Source organism: Streptomyces sp. NPDC059816 (assembly GCF_042732055.1).
Classification (GTDB): Bacteria; Actinomycetota; Actinomycetes; order Streptomycetales; family Streptomycetaceae; genus Streptomyces.
In genome coordinates, this window is sequence record NZ_JBHWIQ010000018.1 from 71,376 (window position 1) to 91,353 (window position 19,978).

The 19,978-nt window shown below is 71.6% G+C and carries 18 protein-coding genes; 6 read left to right on the forward strand and 12 right to left on the reverse strand.

The window, feature by feature from the left end; genetic code table 11:
• Positions 1-75 precede the first annotated feature (75 nt).
• The 10 genes from ACFV88_RS23425 to ACFV88_RS23470 form a co-directional block, all read right to left on the reverse strand.
• Positions 76-1,671, reverse strand: coding sequence for a polyamine aminopropyltransferase (locus ACFV88_RS23425; RefSeq protein WP_385493743.1), 1,596 nt, complete (start codon positions 1,669-1,671; stop codon positions 76-78).
• A gap of 7 nt (positions 1,672-1,678) precedes the next feature.
• Positions 1,679-2,116, reverse strand: a complete 438-nt coding sequence (locus ACFV88_RS23430; protein WP_385493744.1) for a DUF350 domain-containing protein — start codon at positions 2,114-2,116, stop codon at positions 1,679-1,681.
• A gap of 51 nt (positions 2,117-2,167) precedes the next feature.
• The gene (locus ACFV88_RS23435) at positions 2,168-2,569 is read right to left on the reverse strand and encodes a DUF4247 domain-containing protein (RefSeq protein ID WP_385493746.1); all 402 of its coding nucleotides are present in this window, start codon (positions 2,567-2,569) and stop codon (positions 2,168-2,170) included.
• Positions 2,566-3,066 (reverse strand): DUF2617 family protein, encoded by a 501-nt coding sequence (locus ACFV88_RS23440; RefSeq protein WP_385493747.1) that lies wholly within the window; start codon positions 3,064-3,066, stop codon positions 2,566-2,568. The genes ACFV88_RS23435 and ACFV88_RS23440 overlap by 4 nt, the downstream gene beginning before the upstream one ends.
• Before the next feature lie 227 nt (positions 3,067-3,293).
• Entirely contained in the window at positions 3,294-6,032 is a 2,739-nt protein-coding gene (locus ACFV88_RS23445; protein ID WP_385493888.1) for a hypothetical protein, read from the reverse strand.
• Positions 6,033-6,076: 44 nt separating this feature from the next.
• Complete coding sequence (locus tag ACFV88_RS23450) at positions 6,077-7,189, reverse strand: AAA family ATPase (RefSeq protein WP_385493748.1); 1,113 nt, start codon at positions 7,187-7,189, stop codon at positions 6,077-6,079.
• Positions 7,190-7,200: 11 nt separating this feature from the next.
• Positions 7,201-8,664, reverse strand: a complete 1,464-nt coding sequence (locus tag ACFV88_RS23455) for a VWA domain-containing protein (RefSeq protein ID WP_385493750.1) — start codon at positions 8,662-8,664, stop codon at positions 7,201-7,203.
• Positions 8,661-10,079 carry a hypothetical protein gene (locus ACFV88_RS23460; protein ID WP_385493751.1) on the reverse strand — a complete coding sequence of 473 codons (1,419 nt, stop codon included), beginning with the start codon at positions 10,077-10,079 and terminating at the stop codon, positions 8,661-8,663. Before ACFV88_RS23460 ends, ACFV88_RS23455 begins: the two co-directional genes overlap by 4 nt.
• Entirely contained in the window at positions 10,049-10,552 is a 504-nt protein-coding gene (locus ACFV88_RS23465) for a hypothetical protein (protein ID WP_385493753.1), read from the reverse strand. Before ACFV88_RS23465 ends, ACFV88_RS23460 begins: the two co-directional genes overlap by 31 nt.
• Before the next feature lie 133 nt (positions 10,553-10,685).
• Positions 10,686-11,423, reverse strand: coding sequence for an SAM-dependent methyltransferase (locus ACFV88_RS23470; protein WP_385493755.1), 738 nt, complete (start codon positions 11,421-11,423; stop codon positions 10,686-10,688).
• Between the two features lie 314 nt (positions 11,424-11,737).
• Here ACFV88_RS23470 and ACFV88_RS23475 point away from each other — a divergent pair, with 314 nt between their 5' ends.
• Complete coding sequence (locus tag ACFV88_RS23475) at positions 11,738-12,163, forward strand: ATP-binding protein (protein WP_385493756.1); 426 nt, start codon at positions 11,738-11,740, stop codon at positions 12,161-12,163.
• 122 nt (positions 12,164-12,285) lie between these two features.
• On the opposite strand, the gene ACFV88_RS23480 is transcribed toward ACFV88_RS23475, so the two are convergent.
• On the reverse strand, positions 12,286-12,639 hold the full coding sequence (locus ACFV88_RS23480) for an ArsR/SmtB family transcription factor (RefSeq protein ID WP_385493757.1): 354 nt from the start codon (positions 12,637-12,639) through the stop codon (positions 12,286-12,288).
• 379 nt (positions 12,640-13,018) lie between these two features.
• Between ACFV88_RS23480 and ACFV88_RS23485 the strand changes: the two genes are divergently transcribed.
• Positions 13,019-13,501 carry a GNAT family N-acetyltransferase gene (locus tag ACFV88_RS23485; protein ID WP_385493758.1) on the forward strand — a complete coding sequence of 161 codons (483 nt, stop codon included), beginning with the start codon at positions 13,019-13,021 and terminating at the stop codon, positions 13,499-13,501.
• Positions 13,502-14,235: 734 nt separating this feature from the next.
• On the forward strand, positions 14,236-16,245 hold the full coding sequence (locus tag ACFV88_RS23490; RefSeq protein WP_385493759.1) for a SulP family inorganic anion transporter: 2,010 nt from the start codon (positions 14,236-14,238) through the stop codon (positions 16,243-16,245).
• 122 nt (positions 16,246-16,367) lie between these two features.
• Here the strand turns inward: ACFV88_RS23490 and ACFV88_RS23495 are convergent, their stop codons facing one another.
• On the reverse strand, positions 16,368-16,859 hold the full coding sequence (locus tag ACFV88_RS23495) for an ATP-binding protein (RefSeq protein ID WP_385493761.1): 492 nt from the start codon (positions 16,857-16,859) through the stop codon (positions 16,368-16,370).
• A gap of 154 nt (positions 16,860-17,013) precedes the next feature.
• On the opposite strand from ACFV88_RS23495, the gene ACFV88_RS23500 reads away from it, so the two are divergent.
• From ACFV88_RS23500 to ACFV88_RS23510, 3 genes are all read left to right on the forward strand, one after another.
• The gene (locus ACFV88_RS23500) at positions 17,014-17,829 is read left to right on the forward strand and encodes an SAM-dependent methyltransferase (protein ID WP_385493762.1); all 816 of its coding nucleotides are present in this window, start codon (positions 17,014-17,016) and stop codon (positions 17,827-17,829) included.
• A gap of 478 nt (positions 17,830-18,307) precedes the next feature.
• The gene (locus ACFV88_RS23505) at positions 18,308-19,435 is read left to right on the forward strand and encodes a phosphodiester glycosidase family protein (protein ID WP_385493889.1); all 1,128 of its coding nucleotides are present in this window, start codon (positions 18,308-18,310) and stop codon (positions 19,433-19,435) included.
• Positions 19,436-19,517: 82 nt separating this feature from the next.
• Positions 19,518-19,978: response regulator transcription factor (locus tag ACFV88_RS23510; RefSeq protein WP_385493763.1), on the forward strand; the 461-nt coding region annotated here is incomplete at its 3' end.

Consider the following 19,978-nt stretch of genomic DNA (forward strand, 5'->3'; position numbering starts at 1 on the left):
GACAGGCTAGTACGACCGCAGCTCCGTCCCGTCACCACCGGTGGCGGCCACGGGGCACGGGGCGGGAGGAGCCAGCTAGTAGTTCCGCCATTCGTGGCGGGTGTACTCCAGGACCGCGGGGTCCATCAGCGTGCTCGCCCGTACTTCCTGGCGACGGCGATCGACCGGGAAGACGGTAGAGGCGCTGAGCACGGAGCCGTCCAGGAACCTCAGCCCCGGGGCGTCCGCGGCGAGGCGCAGCGGCGGTGGGGTGTCGGTGTCCGCGGTGGCGAGGAGGAAGCCCCAATTGCCAAAACTGGGCACGTCGACCTGGAAGGGCGTGGTGGTGTAGCCGGCCTCGGCGAGCGTTTCGGCGATCGACCAGTACGTCTTGGGGGCGAAGAACGGGGAGCCGCCCTGGACGAGCACCTGACTGTCGGGGTTCAAGACCTTGCCGAGCAGGTGGTAGAACTCCACGCTGTACAGCTTGGCCAGTGCGGCGGTGTCCGGGTCGGGGAAGTCGATCAGGACGGCGTCGTAGCGGCGGGTGGCGTCCCGCAGCCAGTTGAAGGCGTCGGCGTGCACGGCCGTGACCCGCGGGTCGTCCAAGGCTCCGTCGTTCAGTTCGGCGAGCGGCGGGAAGGTGCGTGCCAGCCGGGTCATCGCCGGGTCGAGATCGACGAGCGTCACGTTCTCGACGTCGTCGTAGCGCAGGACCTCCCGCAGGGCCAGCGCGTCACCGCCGCCGAGGATCAGCACGGACGCGCGCTTCTTCGACAGGGCGGGGTGGACGAGCGCCTCGTGGTAGCGGTACTCGTCCACGGAGGAGAACTGGAGGTCGCCGTTGAGGTACAGACGGGTGTCCGGGGACCCGGTGAACGCCCGGGAGCGGGTGATCACGATGTCCTGGTAGGGCGTGGTCTCCGCGTGGACGATCGGGTCGCGGTAGAGCTGCTGACGGGCGCTGACCTCGATCTCGTCGGCCAGGACGTACACCGTGCCGAGCACGCCGAGGACGGCGGTCATGCCCGCGAGCAGACCGATCCGCACGATGCGGCGCGTCTCGTGACGGAAGATCCACAGTACGACGGCGACACCGGCGGTGGCGTTGACCGCGCCCACGACCAGCGCGCCCTGGAGTTGGCCGAAGGCCGGCAGGAGCAGGAACGGGAAGGCCAGTCCGCCGACCAGGGCGCCGATGTAGTCGACCGCGAACATGTCGGCGACGGCACTGCCCGCCTCCTGCCGTTTGATCCGCTGGAGGAGCGTCATCAGCAGCGGGATCTCGGCGCCGATGAGCAGTCCGACCGCGAACGACACCACCACCATGGCGGGCATGTAGATGCGCAGCCAGGCGAACGACACGTACAGGATGAGCACCGACAGGCCGCCGACGAGGGCGAGGGTGCCCTCGATCAGTGCGAAGCCGCCGACCGCGCGTTTCTGGAGCGGTTTGGCGGCCAGCGAACCGATTCCCATGGCGAAGACCATGACGGACAGGACCACGGAGGTCTGCATCACGGAGTTGCCGATGAGGTAGCTGCCGAGGGCGGTCAGCGCCAGTTCGTAGGTCAGGCCGCAGGCTGCACAGATGAATACCGCGAGCAGCAGCAGGAACCGTGCCCCCCGTGACGGGGGCCCGTGCGCGGGAGGCGCGGGCGTGGACGTCCGGGGGGCCGTGTCGGTGCTCATGGGGTGGTCAGGAGACGGCCGCGCCGACCATGAAGGCCGTGCCCAGGTACATCGCGGCCTGGACCCAGGCCGCGGGGTGCGGGCGGTCGCCGGTGTCCTCCAGTACGACGGCGCCCAGGCGGCCCGGGGTCATCAGACCCACGATGAGGGAGATGAGCGTCATGACGGCGACCCCGGCGAGCCCGTAGAGCAGGGTGCTGGCCAGTCCGTGTCCGAGGCCCTGTTCGGATTCGCTGGCCCGGATCGACTGTTCGATGACCAGGCCGATGGCGATCGTCTGGCCGGCGAGGAGGACGGCCGCCCCGCGGTTGCGTTCGGTCCACACCACGTGGAACAGCTTGCCGGGGGTGACGAGGTCGAGGGCGATGAAGCCCACCGCCATCACCACGAAGCCGACGAGGCCGTAGAGCAGGGCGATGCCTGCCGACTCGAAGATCTCTGCCACGGTGGTGCCTTTCGCTGGGGTCGTTGAGGGGCTCGGACGGGCGGCGGTGGGCTACTTGCCGGCGCCGGGGCCCCCGCCGCGGAATTCGTTGCTGTCCGGGTGCGGCCACTTCGAGGGCAGCTTTCCGCTCCACCGCTGGTAGCCGGTGCGATAGTCCGCGATCTCGATCTGGCTGCCCCGCTGGTAGGGGGCGACGGCGACGATGTCGTCCCGGTAGCGGAGGAAGACCGTTTCTCCCGTGGTGTCCATGTCCTGTGCCGAGGTGTGGTCGTCGATTTCGTCGGCGACCTCGGACGGCAGGTCCTGCTTGTCGACGTAGCCGACGGGCACCAGCGTGTACTGCTCGGTGATCCATTGGTACGGGACGGCGTTGGTCGGCTCCGAACTGTCGGAGCAGGCGGCGAGGGCCACCGTGGCGAGGAGCGTCGCGCTGATGCGGCGTGCGGTCTTCATCGGGCCTCAAGTCGGGTGTGCGTCGCCACGATCCGGCGGCTTTGCGGATAGGTGTGCCAGGTGCGCCAGCTCAGTCCCGCGGCGAGCGGGTCCACGACCAGTGCCGTGACTGCTTCGGTGGCGCCGGGGAAGATCCCGTACAGCGCGCGGGGGTGGGTGTCGGACATCCGGCGGACCCAGGTCACCTCGTCGCTGAACTCCTCCGGGGTGAAGTGCCGTACCCGGGCGCCGAACCGGTACTCCCAGCCGTCGAACGCGCGCACCGTGTCGGGCAGGCCCCCCGTGGCGCCGGGAAGGCAGGCCACGGTCTCCCGGACGGGGCCGGCGAACACCTGGTGGGACGCACCCAGCAGTCGCAGGTGCACGTCGATGCCGTTGACCGTCAGCTCGCGCACCGCGAGGGCGTCGCGTGGAGGCTGGTCGAGGGAGAAGCAGAGCTGGTCGGCGTCGGTGTCCAGGTACGGGGTCGTCAGGGCTATGCCGGAACCGTCACTCATCCGGCGCGGCCCCGCCGCACCGGCGGCACGGGTCTGTGGCGTCCGGCGCCTGCCCCGCGCACGTCCCTCAGGACGGCGGCATCGAACGTCACAGTGGCCCCCCGCATTCACGGTCGTGTCGAATTCCCGCTGAGTATGCTACAAATCTCGGCCGTCGCCGGACGGTGGGGCCGGGTCCCCCCACTCGGCCCCCTACAGCGGGTGTTCCGGTGTCGCCGGCGCGGCGCTCAGCCGGTCGTCAGCAAGGCTTCGAGTGCCTTCGCCGTGTCCGGGTGACGGGCGACGAGCTCCGCTCCGGCGGGGCCGGCCGGCTCCCACGACCCGTCGCAGCCCAGGAGTGCCGCAATCGCGGTGCAGGTCGCCGGATGGGCGGTGAGCAGTGACGCCCCTCCATGAGGCGGCGGCAGCACGGGGGGCGCGGCCAAAGTGCCCTGCCAGGGCGGCACCCAGGCGTCCAGGGCGGTGAGCTTGCCCGGGAAGGTCCGCCCCGCCTCGCGGATCAGCAACGGCGCCAGTTCGGTGCCGCCCGCGCGCAGGGTGCTGATCAGGGTCGGTAGCCAGGGCAGGAGCACCGGGTCCGGTAGCCGGGAGAACGCGTTCGACACCGCCTCGACGACGAAGTCGGCGAGCTGCGGAACGGGTTCCAGCGCGTGCAGGAGCCCGCTCAGGTAGTGCGGGTAGGACGGCACCACCAGCGGGTTGTCCAACAGGCCGTCGCAGCGGGCGCGCAGTTCGGCCCGGGAGGTCCTTCCCAGGTGCACCTCGGCCGCCCACAGCAGTGCCACCTTGGCGGGCTCCTGCGGGTGGGACTGGGCGATCGCCAGCTCCAACTGGTGGCGGTCACAGCCCAACGAGAGGGCCAGGCCCTCCATGCCGAACAGGAAGCCCAGCATCGCGGAGACCTGTCGTACGGTCGCGTCCTCGGCGGTGGACGCCGTAGGCAGCAAGGTGCAGTAGTGGGCGTAGCCCGTGGTGACGAAGGACTCGATCCACGCGGGCAGCGTCGGCCGGGCGGTCCGGTAGTACGCGAGGAGGCGACGTATCCGGCGCAGTACCTCCGGTGCGCCGTCGACGCTGCGTTCGGTCGCCAGGACTTCCAGGGCGCGCCGGCCCAGTTCGTCGGCGAGCCGGTGGCCGGGCAGGTGGAGCGTGGCGTCCTCGACGGCTTCGAGGACGGTCGCCGCGGTCGTCTGCGGGTCGTGGGCAACGCGTCTGAGGCGTTGTTCGAGGACCTGCTCGATGCTGACGCCCTCGTAGCCGAGTTGGATCAGCGCCCGTTGGTGGGTGCCGAGGGCGAGGTCCCAGGACTCCTGGATCGGTCGCTCGCCGAGGCGGCGCTCGCCCATGATCGGTCGGGCGGCGCCCTGCGGCATCAGTCGGTGCAGCATCCACAGCACGTCGGAGCAGCGTTCCAGCTCCGGCCGCGCGGTCATGTCCAGCAGGGCCCGCTGCACTCCGCGGCGTTCGGGCTTCAGACCCAGGGGGGCGAGCCGGTCGTGGACGTCCCGGGCGAGCGGCGGCAGCGCGTCGTAGCCGACCCGTCCGATCCGGTCGCCGCCCATGAGGATCTCCACCAGGCGGCGCACGTCGCGCCGCCCGGGCACCCTGTCCTTCTCGATGCAGGTGATCGCCGCGTCCTGGAAGTCGTAGGGCGTGGGTCGGGCCCGGTCGCGCATGCCGGCGAGCAGGATCGAGGTCTCGAACACGGCGATGGCGTCGGCGGTGGAGGCGAGGTATCCGTTGCGACGTGCGGAGCGCACGATCTCCACCGACCAGCCGAGCAGTTCGGCCTCGTCGAGTCCGTCGAGGGCGGGCGGGCGCTGGAGGAAACCGGAGAGTCGGTCCGGAAGCGCTTCGCTGGCTCCGGGGGTGGTCGGCGGCGGCTTGCGGGGCTGCCCCGGCTGCCGGGGTCCTGCCTGTCCCGTCAGCCGGAAGGGGCGGACCCGGGTGCGGCGGACGTTCTTGGCCCACTGGGTCGCGGCGATCGACACGGAGCCCGCGGCGAGCCCGAACTGGGCCTCGATCGCCGCGTGGCTGGAAGGGATGAGGCCGTACTGCCACGGGGTCGCGGTGCGAGGCCCGATCTCGAAGCCGTCGGCGCCGTGGACACCGAACTCCGCGACCCGGCTGGCCGCGTGGAACGCCCCGCAGACGTAGAGGCAGTCCGCGGGATCGGTCCCGGAGGCGGCGAGGTGTGCGCGCATCCGCGTCCACATGTACCGTTCGCGGTCCTCGTCGACGCGCACCCGCTCCGGATCGCCGGGTGCCAGTCGGCGGAACAGGCTGCCGATCAGGAACATGACCTGGCGGTAGGTGTGGTGATCGCTGTCGCCGAGCGGCACCTCGACGTACTGGTGCCACCACTCCGACCAGTGGCGTACCCGCCCGTGGTGCAGCAGGTGTTCCTCCAGTTCGGCGAAGCGCGGACGGAGGTCGCCGATCTTCACCCCGACCGCGTCACCGTGCAGCGCGGCCTGTTCCTCGGCCGGCGGGGCTTCCGCGGTAGCCGGCCCCGGGGTGCGGTGGTCGCGGGCCTGCCACTGGAACACGTGGTCCGAGGAGCGGTCGACCAGCACCAGTTCGACGTCGGGTGTGTCCAGCGCGTAGGCGATCGCCTGGTACTCGGCCGACGCCTCGGTGAGCGGGGCGACCACGGACAGCGGTGCCCACGCGGCGGGGAAGCCGTCCGCTTCGCTCGCGAAGGCCTGTACCGCGACCGGCAGCGTGCAGTTGCGCAGCTCGGTCAGCAGGGGGGCCATGTCCTCGCACAGTTCCACGTACACGACCTTGGGCTGCTTCTCACGCAGCCGCCGGGCCATCGCGGTCGCGGAGGCCGGCGAGTGGTGGCAGACGGGGAAGACCTCCAGTGGTTCGCGTACCGCGCGGTCGACGTCGTCGACGATTCCGAGGAGGATGCCCTCCAGGGCGTCGGGGCCGTCGGCGAAGGCCGTGGCGGCCTGCTGCATCTGGGTGCGCAGCGCGTCGAAGCCGGTCCCCTCGTGTGCGGGGATCACGACAGGGTGGCGATCGCGTCGCGGCCGCCCTCCAGGAACGGGCTCCACTCCCCGCCCTCCTCCTTGCTGCGCGGCTCCACGACACCGTGCAGGTACTTGTTGAGGATGGCCAGGTCCTCCGGTTCGCGCCGGGCCAGCGAGCCCACGAGCGAGGAGGCGAGAGTGCGGGCCGTCAGTGCGCGCTCGCCGAAGAAGGTGCCGTGCAGGACGGCGTCCTCCAGTACGCCGATCTGTTCGGCGGTGGACAGCGCGGACTCCAGTCGCTCGTCGTCGCTGGCCGCCGCGGCGGAGACGGCGCGCAGGTCGGCGAAGCTGCGCAGCAGGACGTCGAGCAGGGTGGGCGGCACCTCCAGCTCCAGTTGGTGGCGGCGCAGCAGTTCTTCGGTGCGGAAGCGGACGATCTCCGCCTCGCTCTTCTTGTTCGTCACCACGGGGATGCGGACGAAGTTGAAGCGGCGCTTGAGCGCGGAGGACAGGTCGTTGACTCCGCGGTCGCGGCTGTTGGCGGTGGCGATCACGGAGAAGCCGGGCTTCGCGAACACGATGTTGTCGCTGTCCAGCTCGGGGACCGACAGGTACTTCTCCGACAGGATCGAGATCAGGGCGTCCTGGACGTCGCTGGTGGAGCGGGTCAGTTCCTCGAACCTGCCGATCGCGCCGGACTCCATCGCGGTCATGATCGGCGAGGGGATCATCGACTCCCGGGACTGGCCCTTGGCTATCACCATGGACACGTTCCAGGAGTACTTGATGTGGTCCTCGGTGGTGCCGGCCGTGCCCTGGACCACCAGGGTGGAGTTGCGGCAGATCGCGGCGGACAGCAGTTCGGCGAGCCAGCTCTTGCCGGTTCCGGGGTCACCGATGAGCAGCAGACCGCGGTCGGAGGCCAGCGTGACGATGGACCGTTCGACGAAGCTGCGGTCGCCGAACCACTTCGGGGAGATCTCGCGGTCGAGGCCGTCGGAGCGCTCGGACCCGAGGACGAACAGACGGACCATCTTGGGTGACAGGCGCCAGGTGAAGGGTTTGGGGCCGTCGTCGACGGACTCCAGCCAGTCCAGCTCTTCGGCGTACTTGATCTCGGCGGGGGCGCGCAACAGGTCGGACATGCGGGGCCTTTCTAAGCGAGGAACGTCTTGAGCTCGTGGACGAGCTTGCGGATGTGGCCGGAGAGGACCGGTGTGCCGAGGTCCTTGAAGCGTTCGCGGAACCACGGGTTGACGTTGCCGCGGCCGGAACTGTTGACCGAGCCGACCGGGATGAACTTGGCTCCCGAGCGGTGGAGGGCGGCCATGCTCTCGAACAGCGGCTCGGCCTGCCATTCGTAGAAGTCCGAGATCCACACGACGACGGTGTTGCGGGGTTCGGCGACCTTCGGCCCGGCCAGTGCCATGGCGACGGTGCCGTCGGTGCCGCCGCCGAGTCGGGTGCGCAGCAGGGTTTCGAACGGGTCGTGGACCCAGGGGGTGAGGTCGAGGGCCCGGGTGTCGTAGGCGATCAGGTGGACGTCCACCTTGGGCAGTCCCGCGAAGATCGACGCCAGGATGGTGCAGTTGACCATCGCGTCGACCATGGAGCCCGACTGGTCGACCACGACGATCAGTCGCTGGGGCGTGGTCTTGCGGGCGGTGTGCCGGTAGTAGAGGCGGTCGACGTAGAGCCGTTGCTCTTCGGGGCTCCAGTTGGTGAGGTTCTTCCAGATGGTGCGGTCGAGGTCCAGGTTGCGGAACACCCGCTTGGGCGGGATCGAACGGTCCAGGGCGCCGACAGTGGCCTGGGCGACCTGGGTGCGCAGCACCTCGGCGACCTCGTCGACGAAGCGGCGGATCAGGGACTTGGCGTTGGCCAGTGCCACGCCGGAGAGGTTGTCCTTGTCGCGCAGCAGCTGCTCGATCAGGGACATGCTCGGGGTCAGTCGCCCGGCGAGCCGGGGGTCGGCGAGCACTTCGCGCAGCCGCATGCGCCGTACGAGCGCGGCTTCGATCGCGCCGAGTTCGGGTCCGATCTCGGGGATCAAACGGCTCAGGTCGGGGGTGGTTCCGGCGCTGTCGGTGCCGGTCGGGCTGACGCCTGTTCCGGGTCCCTGCGCGGCTCGGCCGGTGCGCAGTTGGCCGGGGGCGCAGCCGAGCGCGCGCTCCAGCCAGCCCGCGTCGCACTGCCAGCGGGCGAGTTGTTCCGCGGTGACCGGTCCGGTGCCCAAGGAGTAGACGTTGAGGAGGATCTTGGACACCAGTGCCGCGCGCCGTACCTCGGCGGCCCGGTCACGGTCGTCGCGGTCGCTTTCGTCGCGGTCGCTGCCGTCGTCGTCGCTGCCGTCGTCCGGGGAGCCGGTTGCCGGCCCGGGTTCGGTGAGCATCAGGCCGTCGAGTTCGGCGGCGAGCTCGGGGTGGCGCTGGACGACCGAGTCGATGGAGACCTGGGGGTCGAGGAGCGTGGACGGCAGTCCGATGTCGTCGACCACGGCGAGGCTCGCGGCTTCCAGCACGGGCTGTTCCTCGGGGTCGAGGAGTCGGGCGAGGAGTCGCCAGTACAGGACCTGCCGGCGGTTGGCGTGGGAGGTCACTCCCGGGGTGGGCTCGGTCATGTCCGCAACAGCTTTCCGGCGCGCTCGCGCAGCACGGCCACGGCGTCCGTCGCGGCCTTCTCGGCCCTGGCTCCGACCTTGTCGCTGGTGCCGCCGGCCCAGGCGCCGGCGTGGACGGCGACGGTCTTCTTCCGGACCGTGGTCTCGACGGCGAGCGGCTGCACGCTGAACGTGCCGCCGTCCCAGCGGAGCAGGCCGATGCATGCGCTCGATGCCGCGACGGCCCCGGGGATGAGCGGTCCGGCGATCGGCACCCGGTCGGCGGCGACCGCGAGCCGGTGTCCGGCAAGGACGAAGGTCGTCTCGGCCGCGTCCTGTTCGACGGTGTAGCCCTCCAGGAGGACGGGGGCGGCGAGGCCCGCGGGGTGTCGGTCGAGGGGCGCGGTCGCCGCACGGATCGCGGTGGGCAGGACCACGCGGGCCGTGGTGAAGGGGGCCGCGGGCTCGCCGGCACGGGCCTGTTCGTCGTTCCAGATCAGGTCGCCCCCGGCGGTGAGCGGCATCGCGGAGAGGTCCATCGCCCGGCCCTCGCTGACGGCGTTCAGCAGCGACAGGTGCGGGCGGAGCAGTTGCCACGGTCCGGCGCCCACGACCGTGTCGGGTTTCGGTGCTGACGCCGCGGCGCGTACGAGCCGTGGCGGGCCGCCGTCGGCGGGTTCGAACACCGCGTGGACCTGGGCCTGTACCGCGGTCGCGTGTTCCTGGAGGTCGACCCCGAGGGGCAGCAGCCGTCCGGTGGCGGGGGCGGTCGCCGGTGGGGTGAGCGCGCCGGGCAGGGTCAGCAACACGGCGCGCGACCACAGGTCGGCCCAGCGTCGGACGGGTACGCGTTCGAGGGCGGTTCCGGGGCAGGAGGCGGCGAGTTCGGCGGTGAAACCGTCGAGGAGGGTCGCCAGACGCCGTAGCTCCGGGACCGGCAGCATCGCGGAGACGATCGGGGCGGCCCCGGAGACCGTCTCGTGGTCGATGCCGGTCCATCCGCCGCGGGCCAGTTCGGACAGCCAGGAGCGGGCCGCTGCGAGGAGGTTTGCGGCCAGTGGTCCGCCCGGTGCCGGGAACGAACTCTCGCCGGTGGGCCGTCCGATCGCTGCGTCGACGCAGCTGGTGAGCGCGTCGTGGACGGAGCCGAGCAGTGCGTTGCGGGCGGCTGCCAAGATGAGGAGGTGTTCCTCGTCGGCGGCTCCTGCGACGGTCTTGGCGGCGGCCTCGGTGACGCGTGCGGCCAGTGGCGTCCCGCCCAGGGCGTGGGCGAGGCCCGTCACGCCGGCGGCCCGGTCGGACGGCGGGCGGAGCAGGCCGGTGACGAGGGCGCGGTCGAAGCCGTCGACGGCGGTGAGGGCCTCGTCCAGCCCGGCGATCGGTTCGGTGAGGACGTCGACACGCATCACGCCACCGCCCTGGTCGGCGGGAACCACTGCATCTCGGGCACCGGGACGGTGGTCGGATCGAGTTCCAGGTAGGCGAGGTGGCGCAGGAAGCGGCTGAAGACCGGTGCGGCGGCCGTGGTGTCGCCCTGTGGGGGGCGGGTGCCGCTCATCGCCGTGGTCAGGGTCTGCGCGGTGGGCTCGTCGTCGGTGGCCTCGACGCCCAGGTAGCGGGCGACGCGTGCGGCCCCGTACTGGAGCACGGCCTCCACCAACAGCGCACGGATGTGGTTGCAGTAGGTGCCGCGCGCCCCGCCGCAGGGCCGGTTGTTGTTGGTGCTACAGGCGAACGCGTAGGTGCCGGCCGTGACGGACGAGACGTACACCCGCCCGATGTCGGAGCCGCTGGACACCACGCCCTGCACGCGTCGGTCGGCCAACTCGACGAACGGAACCTTGGCGAGCTTGCGCGGCCGTGCGGGCGGCACCACCCGCGCCGTGCTCGACCTCTCCCAATCTGACAACGCGTCATCTCCTCCGCACACCACAGGGACGTCCACGCCGGATCGGCGGGACGGGTACGAACCTAGGTGCGCGCACTGACAACGCGGAGCGGGCGCCCGTCGGAACGGGCGCGGAGAGGGCGGTGGCCGCTGCTCAGTCCGAGGTGCGGCGCAGCACCAGGCTGAGGAAGCCCCACGTGTCCCGGTAGACGCGCAGCCATTCCGCGCGTCGGGTGGCCGCCGTCGCGAGGGCCTCGGCGCCGTCGGGGTGGTCGGGGCGGTCCAGGCCCCACGCGGCCAGCGTTCCCCAGCACGCCCACTCGTAGTCGTCCAGTTCACGACGGCTGCTCACATGGCCGTGCACGGGTGTCCAGCCGTCGGCGGCCACCAGGTCCAGCGTGGTGGCCAGGTCGGCGAAGTCCCCGAGCATCTCGATGGCCTCCCGGGTGGGTTCGTCCTGCCAGATGCCGTCCCCCACCAGCACGTGTCCGCCGGGGGCGAGGTGTTCGCGCGCGGCGGCGAGGGTGGGGAGGAGCCCACCGAAGGCGTGGGTGGCGCCGACGCTGAGCACGACGTCGAAGGGGTGGTCCGGGACGAACTCCTCGGCTCGCCCGCGGTGCAGGGTCAAGCGGTCCTGCACACCGCGGTCGGCGGCGGCTGCACGGGCCTGGGCGAGGGCGTCGGCGGAGACGTCGACCCCTTCGGCACGCAGCCGGGGGCGGCTGGCCAGGGCGCGCAGCAGCCACTCGGCCGGGCCGCAGCCGAGGTCGAGGACCCGGGCGTCCTCGCGGGGGATCGCGCGGTCCAGGAGTCGGTGCACCGACTCGTCGTCGACCGGGGCCTTGATCGGGTGATGGGTGTGGGCGATCCCTGAGATCTGTTCGTGGTTCATCGGCGCAGCCTGGCACCGACCGGTTGCCTCCCGCACCCACTTTTCGGGTGCCCGGCAGCGGTCGGTGCCCGGTGACCGCGGAAGGGGACGTCCCGTGGTCGACATGTGTCCCGGCACGGCCGGGTCGGGGAATTGCGGAGTTCTGCAATTGTCTACATCATGGCTTCCCTGCCGTACTGGACCGGGCCGCCGGGCCGGATTCCACGAGGCGGCCGGGGCCGCCCCCGTGTCGCCGGCGGTCCCTGCGACCTCGATGAGGAGGGCACTGTGACGATGCCGGGCCCGCGGTGCCCGTGCCGGACGGCGGGACGGTGATGGCCGCGCCTGCCGAGCACTGGCCGCTGCGGCACGTGCTGGTGCTGCCCACGACGGGCGAGTCCGTGCGGACGGTACGCGAGATGACCGAGCTGGTGCTGGTGGAGTGGGGCATCGACTGCCGTCACCCGAGCGTCGACCCGGCCCTGCTGATCGTGTCCGAACTGGTCACCAACAGCGTCCGACACGCCGCCGCGCTCTCACCGACGGTGACGGTCACCTACGCGGCCAGCGCCGATGCCCTGGCCTTCGCCGTCCACGACCGGCACCCCTACCAACCTGCCCTGTACGGTTCGCTCGCCGGTGGTCCGGGCAGCGGTCTGGCCACCGTCGTGGAGCTCACCATGGGCCTCGGCGGCACCGCCGTGCTGCGTGGCGACACCGACGGGCGGGGCAAGAGCATCTGGATCACCCTCCCCCTCTAGCGCTGCGCCGGGAGGGGGCGTCGGGGCCGCCGAGGCCGGTGGGCGGCGTGGAGGACCGGCCCGGCTGCCGGATGAACGGGACTTCGAGCAGGTCCTGGAGGGGTGCCCCGGCGAGCCGGCAGTCAGGGAACGTCCGTGCGGACCTCGGCGGCCCGTAGCTCGGTCAACAACTCGTGCTGCCCGGCGAGCATTTCGGTGAGGATGCGGCGCGCCGCGCGCATCAGGTCGGCCACGTCCCCGCCCGCCAGCGCGTAGACCACCGTGGACCCCTCGCGGGTGGCCGTCACGATGCCGGAGCGCCTCAGGACCGCCAACTGCTGTGACAGGTTGGACGCTTCGATCTCGATCTCACCCAGCAGTTCGCGAACCGGTTTGGGCCCGTCCTGGAGCAGTTCCAGCACCCGGATGCGCACCGGGTGCCCCAACATCCGAAAGAACTCCGCCTTCGCCTGATACAGCGGTACTGCCGCGTTCACCGCCCGCTCACCCCGTTCTCCGTGTAGCCGTACTGGTGCCATGCTCGCATGCGGGCCGCATGACGTCCCCGACTTCCCGCGGCAGGCAGATCCCCCGGAGGCACCGTGGGGCGTGCCGGAGCCGTTGTTGCCCACGGGTGCGGAGACGGGTGACCGCCCCTTTGGCCCGGGAGACGGCTGAACGGCGGCGCACGGTTTCGGCCGTCGACGCGGTCGGAACACACGCCTGGCACTACCATGCGGGCCATGGAGTGCTTTGACGCCCGGCGTACGCGTCGCTGAGGAGGCCGGCTCACCGCCGATCCTGTGGCAGGGAGCGGGCCGACCGATGCCCTTGTTCCGCCCGGGTATCACGCCCTCAGTCCGAGAGGCACACTCCGTGCTCATCCGCGCATTCACCCAGCACGACCTGGCACCACTGACCGAACTGACCATCGACACGTTCCGGCCGTTCTACGAGGAGTCCTTCCGCCCCTCGGTGGGCGAGGCCGTCTTCGCCGTTCAACACGGCAACTGGCGCGAGGACTACCGCACGCAGGTCGCCGAACTCCACGCACCCGAACGGCACGCGTACGTCGCCGTCGCCGAAGTCGGAGCCGACATCGCGGGCTACCTGGCGTGGAGCGTCGACCCGGCCCGCAAGAAGGGCGAGGTGACGATCCTCGCCGTCTCGGACCGGCACCGGCGCCACCACCTGGGCACGGCACTGTGCGAGCACGCCTTCAACCGGATGCGCGACCTCGGTGCCGAGGTCGTCGAAATCGGCACCGGAGGCGACCGGTTCCACGCACCGGCCCGAGCCCTGTACGAGGCGCTCGGGTGTACTCCCTATCCACTTACGGTCTACTTCCGTCGACTCTGACGCCCCCGCGCGGGTGCCCTCGGGCGCCCGCCGGGGTAGGCAGGCGGCTTCACCTCTGCTTCCGCAACAGACTCCAGCTAGTCAATTGCAAAATTCTTCATATCTACGAATCGGCGTCCCCGGCGGCTCCCGAGGGCGGGTCCCGGGCTCGCGCGACGCGCGGCGCGCGACCGTGCGGGGGCGAACAGCGGAGCTGTGACCAGGCACGACGGTGAGGGGGTCAACCGTGGGCTCCGCCCATGGTGCGGGACGCGACAGGGCATCGGGCGGGGGTGAACCCGCGGTTCCCATGAGGCCGCTCTCACCATGATCTCACCAACGGCTCACACCACCGGCGCATGATCCGGCCCGAGGTGCCCGTCCGGACGCCTCAGGAAACCCAGTTGTCCCAGCCGCTCGACAGGGAGCGCGGCATGCAGTGACCACCGGTCCGCCCCGAAGGACCGGAGGCGTCACCGCGCAGTGCCCGACGTGGTCGACGGGCCCTCCCGGCGCCCTCCTCGACGACCTCAGACGCCCATGGGAAGGGCGAACCCTGCGGGGCGGCGCCGGAAACGCAATCCCCCCAACCCATGCGTCCGCGCACCCGGTACGAGCCCCGGGGGAGCCGCACGGCTCGTCGACGTGCACGACGCAGCGAAAGGAACACGGTGTCGTCTAAACGAACACGTCCCGGTGCGGGACGGCACGCGCGCAGGAGCGGCGGATCGACCGCGGGCGATCCGTCCGGGTCGTTGTCCCCGGCCGCCCTCGGCGCGGACCTGATGGCGTCGGTGGTCGTCTTCCTGGTCGCGCTGCCGCTGTGCATCGGCGTCGCGGCGGCGTCGGGCGTACCCGTGTCCCTGGGCATCATCTCGGGCATCGTGGGCGGCCTGGTGGTCGGTTTCCTGCCCGGCAGCACGTTCCAGGTGAGCGGACCGGCCGCCGGACTCGCCGTACTGGTGCTGGAGTTCACGACGGAACACGGGGTCGGCCTGCTCGGCGTCGTGGTGCTCGTCAGCGGCGTCCTCCAGATGGCGCTCGGCCTGTTGAAGTTGGGCCGGGTCTTCCAGTCGATCTCGCTGTCCGTGGTGCAGGGCATGCTCGCCGGCATCGGTCTGCCGCTGATCCTCAGTCAGACCTACGCTCTGGTCGACTCCAAACAACTCGGCACCGCCCTCAAGAACATCGGGGGGCTCCCCGACCTCGTCGCCGACGTCCTGGGTGACTCCCGCAAGGGCGCGGCGCTCGCCCTGGGCGTGATGGCCGTGGTGATCTGCTTCCTCTGGAAGAAGGTGCCCGACCCCCTGGGCAAGGTGCCGGCGCCGCTGATCGCGGTGGTACTGGGCTCGGCGGTGGCCGCGCTGCCCGGGTTCGACGTCAAGAAGGTCCAGGTCGGCAATCTGCTGGACGCGGTGGACTTCGTCGGGCTCGCGGACTTCCACGGGCTCACCGACCCGAAGGTCCTGACGATGGTCATCACCTTCACCGTCATCGCCTCGGCGGAGAGCCTGTTCAGTGCCGCGGCCGTCGACCGCATGCACACCGGCCCGCGCACCAAGTACAACGCCGAACTCTTCTCCCAGGGCGTCGGCAACACCCTCTGCGGATTCCTCGGCGCACTCCCCATGACCGCGGTCATCGTCCGCAGCGCCGCCAATCTCCAGGCCGGCGCCACCACGAAGGTCTCCCGGATCCTCCACGGCGCCTGGCTGCTCGGCTTCGGGCTGCTGCTGCCGGGCCTGTTGGGGTTGATCCCGGTCACGATCCTCGCCGGAGTGCTCCTCCACGCGGGCTGGAAGCTCTTCAACCCGCCGTCGTTCGTGAAGATGTGGCGGACCGACCGGGGCGAGGGTCTGGTCATGTTCGTCACCACGGGCGCCATCGTGGTCACCGACCTGCTGGACGGCGTCATCGGCGGGCTGGCCGTCGCCATCGTGCTCACCGCCCTGCGCATGTCCCACCTGTCCGTGCGCAGGGTCAACGACGGCGACGCAACCCGTCTGGTGCTCAGGGGCAACGCGACCTTCCTGCGGCTGATCCGACTGATCCGTGCACTGGACTCGGTCGCGGGCGAGCAGCGCGTCGTGGTGGACGCCCGTGCCGTGACCCATCTGGACCTGGCGTGCCGGGCCCAGATCGAGGAGTGGGCGGAGCAGCGGCGCAAGTCGGGTGCCGAGCACGTCGAGGTGCTGCTGCCCGGCGAAGAGCCGGCCGCGGAAGCCGGACCCCCCTCCGACGGACAGGCCGACGGAACCGGTTCCCGGGCCGGGGACTTCATCGCGGGGTCCGAGGCTCCGGCCGCCGGGCAGCCCTGGCCCGCCGAACAGCCCGGCACCTCCACGCCCTACGGGGCTCCCGCCGGGTCCGGCGCCGCCCCACCGCAAGCGCCGGCCCACGGCTACGCCCCGGGGAGCGCCCACGAGGCCGCACCGGCTCGCCCGCACCCGTACGCGCAGCCGCACCCGGGTATGGGTGGACAGGTCTACGGGAGGGCGGCGTACCAGCAGCACGCGGTGCAGCACGCCCAAGTGCACCTCGCGCACCCGGCCCACAGTCACCGGTGGCAGGGTCCCCTGGAGTCCCAGGCCGCGGCACCGTTCCAGGAGTACCGGCACGAGGAGCCGATGCCCCGGGGCGGCCCCGGCGAGGAGCACGGCGGTGGCCCTGCGCACTTCCCGCTCCACCCCGACGACCCGTACCCCTCCGACGGGGGCGACGGCGGCTGGACGGACCCTCGGTACGGCGGAGGGCAACCGGGCTGAGCCCGGCACGCTCTTTCTGCCGCCCATGAATTGCAGAAGTCTGCAATTCCGTATATGCGGTGTTGACCGTGTCGGCAGTCCGTGGCCGGCACGGTCCCGCGCAGGGCGTCGGGCCGCCCGGTCTACAACTGGGCCCACACCGTCTGGCCGGTATCCGTCTGGCGGGCGCCCCAGGCATCGGACAGGGCCACCACGACCTCCAGTCCCCGGGCGTACTCCCGCAGGTCACGCACGGGGTCACCGCCACCCTCGGCGCTGGCGGCAGGACGGGGACCGGGCAGGCAACTGCACGGTGGTCCCTGGACGGTGACGCGGACGACGCCCCGCTGCCAGTGTTCGACCTGACAGCGGACGCGCTCGACCGCGGCGCGACCGGGTACGGCGCCGGAGTGCAGGACCGCGTGCGTGACGATCTCGGAGGCCACCAGGGTCGCCGTTTCGGTGACCGTCTGGTCCACGTGCCACCGGGCGAGCGCCGCGCGGACGTGCGCCCGTGCCTGCCGGGGGCCCTCCGGGCCCGCCTGTACATATCTGGCGAGCGTGCGCGGCCGGTCCGCCGGGCGCCCGCTCCGCTGAGGGCCCGACCGGGGCTCGGGGCGCTCCTGGTCGGCCATACCTCCACGATGCGCGCAAGTCGTACGGCCCGCAATATGGCTGCATGAGGTGATGTCCGGCGCACCTGACGAACGAGCGGTCGTCGCCCGGGGCGGGCGACCCGACACGGCTTCCCCGGGCCCCGCCCCGACCGCCGCCCCGAGGAGCCGCACCATGACCGAGCCCGTTCCGCCGCGCCAGGCACCGACCGGCGTCGACACCAGCGTCGCGCACTCGGCGCGCATCTGGAACTTCTGGCAGGGCGGCCACCTCTTCTACGAGGCCGACCGGGTCGCCGGAGAGGCGTTCGCCGCGGAGGTGCCGGAGATCCGGGAGCTCGCCCTGTCGAGCCGTCAGTTCCTGCGGCGGTCGGTTCGGTGGGCGGTGACCGAGGCGGGTCTGCGCCAGGTGTTGGACCTGGGCGCAGGGCTGCCGTCCGAGCCGAACGTCCACGAGATCGCCCAGGCGGCCGACCGCACGGCCCGCGTGGTGTACGTGGACAACGACCCCATGGTCACCGTGCACCAGGCGGCGTACCTGGACGGCACCCCGCAGGGCGCCACCGCGTACGTCCACGCGGACATCCGCGAGCCGGAGCGGGTGCTGGCCGAGGCGGCCCGCACGCTGGACCTCGCACGGCAGCCGACGGCCCTGGTGTTCAGCGACATGCTCGGCCACATCGCCGATCTCGACGAGGCGTACGCGCTGGTGCGACGGCTGGTCGACGGGGTCGCCCCGGGCAGCTGTCTGGTACTGAGCCACAGTGCGCCCAGTTCCCGGTTGCCGGCACTGGCCGGGGCGAACGACAGTTACGCCGCGGCCGGCGGCGTCCCCTACGTCCTGCGGACGCCCGAGCAGATCGCCGGCTTCTTCGAAGGGCTGGACCTGGTGGCGCCCGGGCTGGTCCCGATGCCCCGTTGGCGCCCCGACGGCAGCACCCTCGGCATCGCGGCCGACGTGGGGTGGGGGGCCGTGGCCCGCATCCCCTGACCGTCCCGCCGCACCGCGCGACCGCTGCTCCCCCACCGACAGCAGGTCCACCGAGGGGCTGGGGGTGTGCCTGGGAAGCACCCGAAGGAGTGTGTTTTCTGATCCGTTCGCGTAGCGCGGGGAGATGATCCCCCACTGTCACCGACCCTTCTGATGGACTCGCTCACCGACCGAAGCCCGTTCCACCGGGCGGAAGTTGGACGGGTGACCAGCGAAGGGAGCACGCGCAGTGACAGAACGCGGTACGGGACGGGCGACCGGACCCCTCCGACGGCCTCGCGCCGAACGGTCCGGGTCCGCCGGCGAGCGCGTCCGGGTCAGAGCACTGTGGACGGCGTACCTCGCGTGCACCGCGCTCACCGCCACGGCCCTGTCCGCCGCGGCTCCGGCCAGCGGCGCCCAGGCCGCGGACCAGGCACCGTCGAAGAGGGTCCTCGCAGGAGCAGTCCGGGGCGCACCCCCCGGGGCCCACGGTTCGCTGGGGGTGACCCAACGCGTCGCCGGCGGGGTGACGTACCGTCACTACGACATCGAGACCCCACGCGGGATGACGCACGGACACCTGGTCACCGTGGACCTGGGTGCTCCCGGGGTCAGTGTCGGGCTGCTCTACCCGTCGGTGGTCGGCGCCCGGGCCACGGTCTCCTCGCTGGCGAACTCCGCGGGCGCCGTCGCCGGGGTCAACGGCGACTTCTTCAACATCTCCGAGGCCCAGCATCCGGGCGTGTCACCGACCTACGCACCGGTCGGCCCGGCCGTCACCCAGGGACGGGCCCTCAAGGCCGCGGTCCCCCGCAAGCAGCGCTTCGGACCGTCGCTGCCGTCCGGCACCAGCGCCGAGGACGTGCTCGGTGTCGACACCACGGGCCGGGCCCGGCTGGACCGGCTCCGGCTGGACGGGGCGTTCACCACACCGGACGGCACGGTGAAGCTGCACGGGCTGAACCAGTACGCCCTCAAGGTCGGCTCTGTTGGGGCCTTCACCCCCGACTGGGGCAGCCGCTCCCGACTACGCGCGACCTGCGGCAGCGACACCAGTCGGGGCGCGCCGTGCAGCGAGGACACCCATGAGGTGGCGGTACGCGGCGGCGAGGTCGTCAAGACCACCGACGTGCCGGGCAGCGGACGCGTTCCCGAGGGCACGACGGTCCTGGTCGGACGGGAGGAGGGCGCCGGGCGGCTGCGGAAGCTGTCGGTGGGCGACGCGGTGACGGTACGGCACCGACTCGTCCCGTCGGTGGCGGACGTGTCGTACCGGTTCGCGATCGGCGGGTTCCCGGTCCTGCGCGGCGGCGCTCCGCTCGCCGGGCTCGACACCGCGGCCTCGGCGGTGCGCACGGCGGTGGGCATCGCGGGCGGCGGACGCAAGCTGCTGTTGTTCGCCGTGGACGGGGCGACGACCTACCGCAAGGGCCTGACCGTGGCGGAACTGGCCCGGGTGCTGCGGGACGCGGGCGCCGAGGACGGGTTCAACCTCGACGGAGGCGGCTCGACGACCCTGGCGACCCGGGCCGCGGGCGCGAGCAAGGCGTCGGTGCGCAACCATCCCACCGACGGTTCCGAGCGCATGGTCGCCAACGGGATCGGCGTGTTCGCCGCGGAGTGACGACCCGTCCCCGGTCGCTCGGTCACTGGGCGAGGGGGGAGCGCACCGGTCCGATCGTCGTACCTCCTCTACGATCATCGACGTGTGCGCAGAAGTCATGGTCGCCGAAGATGACGACAAACAGGCCGAACTGATCCGTCGCTATCTGGAACGCGAGGGACACACCGTCACGCATGCCCGTGACGGTCTGTCCGTCCTGGAACAGGTCCGGCACCACGAGCCGGACCTGCTGATACTCGATGTGATGATGCCGAGGGCCGACGGCCTCGACGTCATACGGGTACTGCGGGCCGAGTCCCGTGAACTGCCGGTGCTGATGCTCACGGCCCGCAGCACCGAGGACGACCTGTTGCTCGGGCTCGACCTCGGCGCCGACGACTACATGACCAAGCCGTACAGCCCGCGCGAGTTGATGGCCCGGGTCCGGACCCTGCTGCGCCGGGCGCGGGGGGCGGCGCGGGGGGGGGGGCCGGCCCCCCCCGCCCCCGGCCCCCCCCCCCCGCCGTGGGAAAAAAAAAAAAAAAAAACGCCGCCAGATAATGG